The sequence below is a fragment of the Solirubrobacter phytolaccae genome (assembly GCF_027587195.1).
GTDB lineage: Bacteria > Actinomycetota > Thermoleophilia > Solirubrobacterales > Solirubrobacteraceae > Solirubrobacter > Solirubrobacter phytolaccae.
This window is the reverse complement of sequence record NZ_JAPDDP010000015.1, coordinates 110,362-120,815: the sequence shown is the minus strand read 5'-3', so window position 1 is coordinate 120,815 and position 10,454 is coordinate 110,362. Positions and strand designations below refer to the sequence as shown.

Below are 10,454 nucleotides of genomic sequence, written 5' to 3'. Positions count from 1 at the left end.
GGCCATCGACCGCTACGCCATCGGGCCGGCGGCCGGTGCCGTGACCGTCAGCGCGGGCGGCGTCGCCGGGTGCCGCGCGACGATGAGCGCGCCCAGGAGCGGGCCCGCTGCGAACACTGCGAGCGCCGCGTGCGGACCCGCCAGCGCGACCAGCCCGCCGGCCGCCGCCGGGCCGACGACCGTGCCGATGTCGCCCAGCAACGCGTTGAGCCCGTGGCCCGCTTGGGTGAGCTCCGGGCCTGCCACGCGCGGCCAGACGGTCCGCGCCGTGGCGATCAGCGGCGGCGCGACGGCGCCCGCGAAGCCCGCCACGATCGGGCTCGCCGTCCACACCAGCACGAGCAGGAGCGCGCACTGGGCCGCGGCGAAGGCCACGAGCGCCGGCGCGCCCCGCGCGTCCACGAGCCGTCCGCGGAGCGGCGCGAACAGCCCAGCGCCGGCCGAGAACGCGCCGACCGCGAGTCCGGCTCGCGCGAAGGAGCCGGTCTCGGACTCGACCAGCAGCACGATCGCCAGCGCCGTGGCCGCGAAGCCGAGCCAGCCCAACGTGCACGCCAATGCCAACGAGCGCGCGCCGGGGCGCCGCAGCAACGCCAGGTAGACGGACAAGCGCCGTAGGCTGTCAGCTTCCATGCCGCGCCAGTTCACCGGCCTCGACGCCGACCGCATCCGCGCCAACCTCGAGCGCATCAAGAACAGGATCGCGGACGCCGGGCGCGACCCGGCCGAGGTCGACATCCTCGCGGCGGTCAAGTACGTCCCGGTCGACGAGATCGGCACCCTCAAGGACGCCGGCCTCACGCTGCTCGGCGAGAACCGCGCGCAGGAGCTGGAGGACAAGGCGACACGCTTCCCGGACTTCCGCTGGCACTTCATCGGCCAGCTGCAGTCGCGCAAGGTCAAGCAGATCCTTCCGTTCGCGACGCTCATCCACTCGGTGGCGAGCGAATCCGCGCTCAGCCAGCTCGCCAAGCACGCCGAGCCGACCACCGAGATCCTGCTCGAGGTCAACGTCGCGGGGGAGGCCGACAAGGCCGGCATCGCGCCGCAGGACCTTCCGCGCTACCTCGAGCTGAGCCCCGTGAAGGTCGTGGGGCTGATGACGATGCCGCCCTTCGTCGAGGACCCCGAGGCCAACCGGCCGCACTTCGCGCGGCTGAAGGAGCTCGCGGACGAGCACGGCCTGCGCCACCTGAGCATGGGCACGAGCCAGGACTTCGCGGTCGCTGCAGGAGAAGGTGCAACGATTGTGCGCATCGGCACGACCCTCTACACCTAGGATGTTTGCAGGGAAAGCCCTTCCCGCCGCGAACCGTCACTCGATCCCGTGAGCAACTCCTTCCGCAAAGTCCTCGTGTACTTCGGCCTGGCCGAGGATCGCGAGTACTACGACGACGACGAACCCGAGTACACGCCGCAACGCGAGCGTGAGCGTGAGCGCGAACCCGAACGTGAGATCGCGAGCCGCTACGAGGAACGTCCGAACGTCCGCCGCCTGCAGTCGCGCCGCCGCCGCGACGAGATCGACGACATCTTCGGCGACGACTCGCCGTCCGAGCGACGCACGACGCAGCTGCGCACCGTCGGAGGGACCGCTTCACGGGCCGCCAACGGCCGCGGGGAGGTCCGCGTGCATCTCGTCGTCCCGAAGTCCTTCAACGACGCGCAGGACGTCGCTGACAAGTTCAAGGACTCGATCCCCGTGATCATCAACCTGCAGAGCTCGGAGTCCGACCTCTCCAAGCGCCTGATCGACTTCGCGTCGGGGCTGACGTACGCCCTGGACGGCGGCATGCAGCGCATCGCCGACAAGGTCTTCTTGCTCACCCCGCGCAACGTCGAGGTCTCGGCGGAAGAGCGCGCGGCGTTGATCGAGAAGGGCTTCTTCAACCAGTCGTAGACTCGTCGGCCGATGCAGATCGGCTTTATCGGGTCAGGAAACATGGCGAGCGCGCTGGCGCGCGGCTGGGGCGATCCCGTCCTCGCCAGCGACAGCGGCTCCGGCCGGGCGCAGCGGCTCGTCGACGAGCTCGGCGGCGAGCGCCTGAGCAACGCCGAGGTCTTCGAGCGCGCGGACCTCGTGATCCTCGCGCACAAGCCGTACCAGCTCGCCGACGTGGCCGCACCGATCCGCACGGACAAGCCGATCGTCTCGATCCTCGGGCGCGGGACCGTCGCCGAGATCGAGGCCGTCTATCCAAGCTCCCCGGTGATCCGCGTGGAGCCGAACACGCCCGCGGCGATCCGGCGCGGCGTGAGCGTGCTCGCGGCCTCCGAGAAGCCCGAGGCGCAGACGGTCAAGGCGCTCTTCGAGCGCGTCGGGACGGTCGTCGAGGTGCCCGAGCGGCTGCTCGACGTGGCCGGCGCGGTGACCGGCGTCGGGCCCGCGTACTGGGCGCTGTTCGTCGAGGCCTACACCGACGCAGCGGTCCGTCACGGCATCCCGGCGGCCCAAGCCGCCACACTGGTGACCGAGACCATGGCCGGAACCGCCGCACTTCTGCAACACACCGACACGCTCGCGCTGCGCCGCGGCGTCACCTCACCGGGTGGCTCCACCGCGCGCGGGCTGGCGGCGCTGGAGCGGGGCGGGGTGCGGGCGGCCCTGGCACAGGCAATGGACGACGTGGTGGGAGGCTGACGTTGCGCGGTGACATCGCGGACTTCTTGGCGGCACTGATCGGCGTCTACACGCTGATCATCTTCGCCTCGATCATCGTGTCCTGGGTGTTCACGTTCGGGGTGCGTGTGCCGTACTCGCGGCCGCTGAACGCGGTCCTGGACTTCCTGCGCGACGTGACGAACCCGTACCTGCGGATCTTCCGCCGCCTCGGCCTGCAGTTCGGGCCGATCGACCTCAGCCCGGTGGTCGCGATCCTCGTGCTGACCATCGGCGGTCGGCTGCTCGTGAGCCTGATCCGCGGATGACCGCGGGTCGCACGGTCGCGCGCGCCGCACTCGTCGCGGCGGGAGTCGTCGCGCTCGATCAGCTGACCAAGGCGATCGTCCGCTCGGAGATCGAATACCCCTTCGAGAAGCACGACCTGGTTCTCGGTCTCAAACTCGTCCACACCCACAACACGGGCGTGGCCTTCAGCATGTTCTCGGGTGGCGGCGCGGTCGTCGTGCTGATCGCCCTCGTGGCGCTCGCGGCGCTGCTGGGCTTCTTCTTCACGCACCTGAAGACGCGGCTGGTGTGGCTGCCGACCGGCATGCTGCTCGGCGGCGCGGTCGGCAACCTGATCGACCGGATCCGGCTCGGCTGGGTCACCGACTTCATCAAGATCCCGCACTGGCCCGCGTTCAACGTCGCGGACATCGCCGTCACGCTCGGCGTGATCGTGCTGATCTTCGTCTTAGAGAAAGCATCGAAATGATCGAAGTGGTTCCGCCCGAGGCCGCCGGCACCCGGCTCGATGTGTTCCTGGCGCCGATCGTCGGCTCCCGCGCGAAGGCGCAGGCGCTCATCGAGAACGACCTGGTGCGCGTCGACGGCCTGGCCAAGCAGAAGCGCTACAGCCTGCTCGGCGGCGAGACGATCGAGGTGCAGGCGCTGTCCGAGGGCCCGCGTCCCGAGGTTCCGCCCGCGAAGTTCGAGATCGCCTACGAGGACGACCGTCTGATCGTCGTCAACAAGCCCGCGGGCGTCGTCGTCCATCCCGGCGTCGGCAACCGCGAGGGGACGCTCGTGCAGGCCCTGGCGGGCCGCGTGGCGGGCGGCAACGACCCCGATCGCCCCGGCGTCGTGCACCGGCTGGACCGCGACACGTCCGGCCTGCTGCTCCTCGCCCGCGACGAGGCGACGATGTTCGCGCTGCAGGAGGCGCTGCGCCGGCGCGACATCACCCGCGAGTACGTCGCGCTCGTCGAAGGCCGCCCGCCGGCCCGGCGCGGCACGATCGACGCGCCGCTGGGCCGTGACCGCCGCACCCGCACGAAGATGAGCACGGACACCGACGATCCGCACGAGGCCGTCACGCACTTCGAGACCGAGCAGGCCCTGCCCGACGACACGCTCCTGCGCGTCACGCTCGAGACCGGCCGCACGCACCAGATCCGCGCGCACCTGCTCGCGATCGGGCATCCCGTCGCCGGCGACCCGGAGTACGGGCACGCGGGCCGGCACGGACTTTCCCGGCAGTTCCTGCACGCGCAGCGACTTGCGTTCAAGCACCCCGAGACCGGGGCACCCATGGAGCTGCGGGCGCCACTGCCGGAGGACCTGGTCAAGGCCCTCCGGCAGGCGTCAGGGGAACGAGCGGACCAATCGGTGTAGGGGAACCTGGGCCACCCGTCTCAAGACCAAACGCAGGCGTCCGCAGAAACTTTTCTAAACTCTTCGCCACACGTTCCCAACCCCGGGCTGCGCTGCTCCAGATGAGCACGCATTCCGAGGCCGCGATTCCTGCCCGGCGTTCGATGCGCCGGGTCCGCGTCACCTCACTGCCCGGGATCTCATCACTGCGTACCAAGGAGCACCACCCATGGCCGAAGTCGGCCTGAAGGAACTGCTGGAAGCCGGAGTCCACTTCGGCCATCAGACGCGTCGCTGGAACCCGAAGATGCGCCGGTTCATCCACGGTGAGAGCCACGGCATCTACCTGATCGACCTTTTGAAGACGCAGGCCCTGCTCGAGCAGGCCCAGCGCTTCGCGACCGAGATCGCCCATCGCGGCGGCACGGTCCTGTTCGTCGGCACCAAGAAGCAGGCGCGCGACGGCATCAAGGAGATCGCCACCGCGTCGAACATGCCGTACGTCAACCACCGTTGGCTCGGCGGCCTGCTGACGAACTACCAGACGATGTCGGCGCGCATCAAGCGCCTGCACGACCTCGAGCGCTACCAGGCCGACGGCCAGCTCTCGCTGCTGCCGACGCGTGAGCGTCTCGCGGCCGAGGCCGACCTCCTGAAGCTTCAGGCGAACCTCGGCGGCGTCAAGCACATGACGCGCGTGCCGGACGCCATGTTCGTCGTGGACCTCAAGACCGAAGTCATCGCCGTGCGCGAGGCCCAGCGCCTGCGCATCCCGATCATCGGCTTGGTCGACACGAACGCCGACCCGGACGGCATCGACTACGTCATCCCGGGCAACGACGACGCGATCCGCGCCTGCAACATCATCACGCAGGCGATCGGCGACGTGGTCCAGCAGGGCCGCGCCCGCTTCCGCTCCGAGGAAGAGGCCGCCCGCGCCGAGGCCGCCGCCCAGCAGCAGCGCGACGCCGAGGAGCGCCAGCGCCGCGAGGAAGAGGAGAAGGCCGCCGCCGAGGCCGCCAAGCGCGCCGAGGCCGAGGCTGCCCTCACGCAGGCCGCCGGTGAGCCGCGTGACGTCGCCGAGGCGAACGTCGCCGCCGCCGTCAAGGCCGCTCCGAAGGCCGCCGCCGGCACCGCCGACGCGGAGGCCGCCGCCGCCGAGCAGGCCGCGACCGAGCCCGCCGTCGCCGCCGCCGGCACCCCCGGCCCGAGCAGCGCCGAGCAGGTCGAGAACCCGACCGGCGCCGAGGCCGACAAGGGCGCCGCGTCGCCGGTCGAGGAGCCCGCCGAGGCTCCCGTCGCCGAGGCCAAGCAGAAGGCCGCGAAGGCCAAGGCCAAGCCGAAGGCCGCCGCTCCCGAGCCGGGCCCGAGCGCCGTCGCCGAGGAGGCCGCCGAGGCCGCTCCGGCCGACGTCGAGGCCGCCGCCCCCGCCGAGTCCACCGACGAGACGAAGGAAGAGAAGTGACGACTCCCACCATTTCCGCCAAGCAGGTCAAGGAGCTCCGCGACCGCACGGGCGCGGGCATGATGGAGTGCAAGAAGGCGCTCACGGAGACCGACGGCGACATCGACCAGGCGGTCGAGCTGCTGCGCGTCCGCCTCGGCGACAAGGCGCTCAAGGTCGGCGACCGCGAGGCCACCGAGGGCACCGTCGCGTCCTACATCCACTCGAACGGCAAGGTCGGCGTTCTCGTGGAGATCGACTGCAACACGGACTTCGTCGCCCGCAACGACGACTTCCAGAGCTTCGCGCGTGACGTGGCGCTGCACATCGCCGCCGCCGCGCCGCTCTACGTCTCCGAGGACGAGATCCCCGCCGAGGCCAAGGAAGCCGAGCTGCGCGTTTTCGAGCAGCAGGCCGCCGACAAGCCCGAGCACATCCGCCCGAAGATCGCCGAAGGCAAGCTCAAGGCGTGGATGAACGACCACGTGCTGCTCAACCAGCCGCACGTCAACACGGACAAGTACGACGGCAAGACGATCGAGGAGCTGCGCGCGAACCTCTCCGGCACGGCCGGCGAGAACATCGTGATCAAGCGCTTCGCCCGCTTCGCGGTCGGCGCCTGAGTACGTGACCGAGCCGGTCTTCAACCGGGTCCTCATCAAGTTGTCGGGCGAGGCCCTCATGGGCCCGCTCGACTACGGGACCGACCCTGACACCGTCGGCGCGATCGCGGACCAGCTCAAGACGGTCCATGAGCGTGGCGTGGAGATCGGCATCGTGCTCGGCGCGGGCAACATCTACCGCGGCCTGGCCGCGGCCGCGGAGGGCATGGACCGGGCGACCGGCGACTACATGGGCATGCTCGCGATCGTGCTCAACGCGCTCACGCTCCAGGACGCCCTGGAGACGCGCGGGGTGCACACGCGGGTGCAGTCGGCGATCACGATCTCCGAGGTCGCCGAGCCCTACATCCGCCGGCGGGCGATGCGTCACCTCGAGAAGAAGCGCGTGGTGATCTTCGCCGCCGGCACCGGCAACCCGTTCTTCACCTCGGACACGGCCGCCGCCCTGCGCGCGGTCGAGATGCACGCCGAGGTGCTGCTGATGGCCAAGAACGGCGTCGACGGGATCTACAGCGCCGACCCGCGCGTGGACCCGAACGCGGAGTTCATCGCCGAGATCACCGCCCAGGAGGCGCTCGAGCGCAACCTGCGGGTGATGGACATGACGGCGCTGACGCTCTGCATGGAGAACAAGCTCAACATCCATGTCTTCGACATGGCCGACGACTCCAACATCAACCGGATAATCTCCGGCGATCGAGTGGGGACGCTGGTGACGACGTGATCGACGAACTCCTTCAAGACGCGCGCGAGCACATGGACAAGTCCGTGGAGGCGACGCGCCAGAAATTCCAGTCGGTGCGCGCCGGGCGGGCGAGTTCTTCGCTCCTGGACCGCATCAACGTGGAGTACTACGGGACGCAGACGCCGCTGAAGCAGATGGCGACGGTCAACGCTCCCGAGGCGCGCCTCATCACGGTGCAGCCGTACGACAAGAGCTCGCTCAAGGCGATCGAGCGGTCGATCCTGGAGTCCGACCTCGGCCTTACGCCGAACAACGACGGCCAGATCATCCGCCTCCAGCTGCCGGAGCTGACCGAGGAGCGGCGCAAGCAGCTCGTGAAGGTCGTCCGCGGCCTCACCGAGGAAGGCAAGGTCGCGCTGCGCAACATCCGGCGCGACGTCATGCACGACCTCAAGGAGCTCAAGGACGCCGGCGAGGCCGGCGCCGACGACGAGCACCGTGCTGAAGACGCGCTGCAGAAGCTGACCAACGAGAAGGTCGCCGAGCTCGACGCGGCCCTCAAGGCCAAGGAAGCCGAGATCACCGAGGTTTGAGCGCCACCTACGTCGCCATCATCATGGATGGCAACGGGCGGTGGGCTCAACAGCACGGCGTCCCGATCGCTGAAGGCCATAAGGCAGGCGCCGACACGGTGAAGGCGCGTCTGCGCGACGCCGTCGACCTCGGCGTGCGCGAGCTCACCCTGTACTCGTTCTCCACGGAGAACTGGAACCGCCCGCAGGATGAAGTCGACGCGCTGATGGCGCTGTTCAGCGCGCGCATCATCGACGAGACGCCCGAGCTGCACGAGGAGGGCGTGAAGATGCGCTTCGTCGGGCGGCGCGAGGGCGTGCTCCCCGAGCTGCTCGAGCAGATGCAATGGGCGGAGGAGAAGACCGCCGGCAACACGCGGATCACGCTGTTCGTGGCCTTCAACTACGGCGGGCGCTCGGAGATCCTGGACGCGGCGGTCAAGTACACCGGCGGCGGTGAGGACGAGTTCCGCAAGCTGCTCTACGCGCCCGAGATGCACGACCCGGACCTGCTGATCCGCACGTCCGGCGAGCAGCGGATCTCGAACTACCTGCTGTGGCAGGCGGCGTACTCGGAGCTGCACTTCACCGACGTGCTGTGGCCGGACTTCTCGCGCGCGGACTTCGAGCTGGCCCTGGAGTCCTACGAGGCGCGCGTGCGCCGCTTCGGGGGGCGCTGAGCCGTGGGCGACGTCATCAACCGCGTGTTGGTGGCGATCCCGGCGATCGCGTTCGCGGTCCTGATCATCTGGCAGGGCGGCTGGGTGTTCGCGGCCGGCATCGGCCTGCTGGCCGTGATCTGCGTGCACGAGCTGTCGGTGATGCTCGAGCGGGCGCGCCCGGTGCGGCTCGCGGCGATGCTCGGCGTGCTGGGCATGGTCGTCGCGGGCACGGCGGGTGACGAGCGCCAGGTGCTGCTCGCCCTCGCCGCGACCGTCCCGGTGACGTTCGCGCTGGCCGTCGCGATGCCGCAGCGCGAACGGGTCACCGCTTCGATGTCGGCGACGCTGCTGATCATCGTGTGGATCGGGCTCGGCGTCGCGCACGCCGCGATGCTGCGCGGGCTCGACCACGGCGGCGCGCTGGTCGTGATGATCCTGCTCGGCACGTTCGTGGGGGACACGTTCGCCTACTTCGGCGGCCGCGCGTTCGGCCGCCACAAGCTCGCCCCGACGATCTCGCCCAACAAGACGATCGAGGGCCTGGCCTTCGGCGTCGTGATCGGCACGCTGATCGTCTGGTACTGGTCGCAGACGTACTCGGACGACGGCTGGATCTCCGGCCTGGACGGCCTGCTTCTCGGCCTCACAGCCGTGATCGCCGCACCGATCGGTGACCTCTTCGAGTCGCTGGTCAAGCGCGACATGGGTACCAAGGACACCGGGACCCTGTTCGGGGCCCACGGTGGCGCGCTGGACCGCGTGGACGCCGCGCTGTTCGCGCTCGTCGCCGGCTACTACGTGTGGCTGCTCTTGGCATGAACGAGGAAGAGAAGCGCGACCGGCAGATGATGGAGCTCCTCAACGAGCTCCGGGTCGCGCTTCCCGGCGTTCAGTTCCTCCTCGCGTTCCTGCTGACGGTGCCGTTCGCGAACGGCTTCCAGCGGGTCACCACGTTCGAGAAGACGGTCTTCTACGCCGCGCTGCTGTTCACCGCCGCGTCCGTCGTGTTCCTGATCGCTCCGTCGGCGACCCACCGGCTGCGCTTCCACGAGGGCGACCGCACGTTCGTGATCGAGTCGGCCAACAAGTACCTGATCGCGGGCCTGACGTGCCTGGCGATCGCGATCGTCCTCGCGATCACGATGGTCACGTCGTTCCTGTACGAGCACTGGATCGTGATCGCCGGCCCGGGTGCGATCGCCTTGCTGCTCGTGGTCTTCTGGTTCGCACGCCCGATCCTGCGCGGCTGAGTCAAAAGACGCTTCTTGATCGCGTTCGTCAGGGCGCGAACAAAAGGGGCAGTTCGCGTCGTTCAGCGGTTGACACTCGCTCAAGGAACGGGTTTTGTTGCGCCCGCCGGCGCTCGTACGTGGTCGGCAAGCCGGGCCGAAGGGATGGGGCAGGCGCCATCGGCAAGGGCTGGTGGCGGACCACGTTAAGAGGGGTACGAGATGAGTGTTGGTTCTTCGAGCCGGCGCGGCTTTGCGCTGCGCCGGTGCGTCATGACGGCGGCCGCGCTGGCCGCGATCGGTGGCACGACGGCGTTCGCCGGCGTCGCGCAGGCGACAACGGTGGACGTTCCGGTCACCGAGGACTGCTCGCTGTACGCGAACTCGGGGTCGACGTCGTTCTGCACGGACACGACGCTCAACGTCGGACGCAACTTCGGCGTCGCCGGCAACGCGATCCACTCCGTGCTGCAGTTCGACGTCGCGGCGTATGTGCCGGACGGCTATCACGTCGAGTCCGCGACGCTCAAGCTCAAGTTCATCGACCAGGGCGAGTCCGAGAGCTGGGCGACGGTGCACCGGCTCACGTCGAGCTTCGACGGGAACGCGACCTGGAACACGCGCGACGGCGTGACCGCGTGGACGACCGGTGGCGGCGACTTCGGCTCGGCGGAGGACGAGAACTACATCTCCTCGATCGATCTGCCCGACTGGGCCGACTGGGACGTGACGGCGATGGCCGCCGACTGGGCCGCGGGCGTCGTGCCCAACAACGGCCTCGCGCTCGTGAGCCCCTGGCCCGGGGTGCTCGCCGCGACCTTCGCGGCCTCCGAGGACGGTCCCTCAACCGCCCCGTACATCGAGCTGACCTACGAGGCGGACACGGCGTAGAGCGGAGGGTGCGCGGCGCCGACGGCGCCGCGCACCCGGAGTTCCTTCCCCGAGGCACCCGCGATACCGGTCCGATCCGGGCGCAGCGTGGCT

At 69.6% G+C, this 10,454-nt stretch carries 15 protein-coding genes; 14 read left to right on the top strand and 1 reads right to left on the bottom strand.

From position 1 onward, the window contains the following. Nucleotides 1-12: 12 nt before the first annotated feature. Nucleotides 13-609, bottom strand: a complete 597-nt coding sequence (locus tag OJ997_RS10790) for an MFS transporter (RefSeq protein ID WP_270025097.1) — start codon at nt 607-609, stop codon at nt 13-15. A gap of 22 nt (nt 610-631) precedes the next feature. Here OJ997_RS10790 and OJ997_RS10785 point away from each other — a divergent pair, with 22 nt between their 5' ends. From OJ997_RS10785 to OJ997_RS10720, 14 genes are all read left to right on the top strand, one after another. Beyond that, entirely contained in the window at nt 632-1,279 is a 648-nt protein-coding gene (locus OJ997_RS10785; RefSeq protein WP_270025096.1) for a YggS family pyridoxal phosphate enzyme, read from the top strand. Between the two features lie 48 nt (nt 1,280-1,327). Further along, nucleotides 1,328-1,900 (top strand): cell division protein SepF, encoded by a 573-nt coding sequence (locus OJ997_RS10780; protein ID WP_270025095.1) that lies wholly within the window; start codon nt 1,328-1,330, stop codon nt 1,898-1,900. Between the two features lie 12 nt (nt 1,901-1,912). Beyond that, entirely contained in the window at nt 1,913-2,641 is a 729-nt protein-coding gene (proC, locus tag OJ997_RS10775) for a pyrroline-5-carboxylate reductase (RefSeq protein WP_270025094.1), read from the top strand. Between the two features lie 2 nt (nt 2,642-2,643). Beyond that, entirely contained in the window at nt 2,644-2,928 is a 285-nt protein-coding gene (locus OJ997_RS10770) for a YggT family protein (RefSeq protein WP_270025093.1), read from the top strand. Then, nucleotides 2,925-3,377: a signal peptidase II gene (gene lspA, locus OJ997_RS10765; protein WP_270025092.1), complete on the top strand. Its 453-nt coding sequence runs from the start codon at nt 2,925-2,927 to the stop codon at nt 3,375-3,377. Before OJ997_RS10770 ends, lspA begins: the two co-directional genes overlap by 4 nt. Next, nucleotides 3,374-4,276 (top strand): RluA family pseudouridine synthase, encoded by a 903-nt coding sequence (locus OJ997_RS10760; RefSeq protein WP_270025091.1) that lies wholly within the window; start codon nt 3,374-3,376, stop codon nt 4,274-4,276. Before lspA ends, OJ997_RS10760 begins: the two co-directional genes overlap by 4 nt. A 208-nt stretch (nt 4,277-4,484) precedes the next feature. Beyond that, nucleotides 4,485-5,720: a 30S ribosomal protein S2 gene (gene rpsB, locus OJ997_RS10755; RefSeq protein WP_270025090.1), complete on the top strand. Its 1,236-nt coding sequence runs from the start codon at nt 4,485-4,487 to the stop codon at nt 5,718-5,720. Further along, nucleotides 5,717-6,322 carry a translation elongation factor Ts gene (tsf, locus tag OJ997_RS10750; RefSeq protein ID WP_270025089.1) on the top strand — a complete coding sequence of 202 codons (606 nt, stop codon included), beginning with the start codon at nt 5,717-5,719 and terminating at the stop codon, nt 6,320-6,322. The genes rpsB and tsf overlap by 4 nt, the downstream gene beginning before the upstream one ends. A 4-nt stretch (nt 6,323-6,326) precedes the next feature. Further along, complete coding sequence (pyrH, locus tag OJ997_RS10745; protein ID WP_270025088.1) at nt 6,327-7,046, top strand: UMP kinase; 720 nt, start codon at nt 6,327-6,329, stop codon at nt 7,044-7,046. 32 nt (nt 7,047-7,078) lie between these two features. Further along, a complete protein-coding gene (frr, locus tag OJ997_RS10740) occupies nt 7,079-7,600 on the top strand; it encodes a ribosome recycling factor (RefSeq protein WP_272599628.1) in 522 nt (173 codons plus the stop codon). Beyond that, nucleotides 7,597-8,259, top strand: coding sequence for a polyprenyl diphosphate synthase (uppS, locus tag OJ997_RS10735; protein WP_270025086.1), 663 nt, complete (start codon nt 7,597-7,599; stop codon nt 8,257-8,259). The genes frr and uppS overlap by 4 nt, the downstream gene beginning before the upstream one ends. Nucleotides 8,260-8,262: 3 nt before the next feature. Then, the gene (locus tag OJ997_RS10730; RefSeq protein WP_270025085.1) at nt 8,263-9,060 is read left to right on the top strand and encodes a phosphatidate cytidylyltransferase; all 798 of its coding nucleotides are present in this window, start codon (nt 8,263-8,265) and stop codon (nt 9,058-9,060) included. Further along, nucleotides 9,057-9,491 (top strand): DUF6328 family protein, encoded by a 435-nt coding sequence (locus OJ997_RS10725; protein WP_270025084.1) that lies wholly within the window; start codon nt 9,057-9,059, stop codon nt 9,489-9,491. The genes OJ997_RS10730 and OJ997_RS10725 overlap by 4 nt, the downstream gene beginning before the upstream one ends. A 252-nt stretch (nt 9,492-9,743) precedes the next feature. Then, nucleotides 9,744-10,361 (top strand): DNRLRE domain-containing protein, encoded by a 618-nt coding sequence (locus OJ997_RS10720; RefSeq protein ID WP_270025083.1) that lies wholly within the window; start codon nt 9,744-9,746, stop codon nt 10,359-10,361. Nucleotides 10,362-10,454 lie beyond the last annotated feature (93 nt).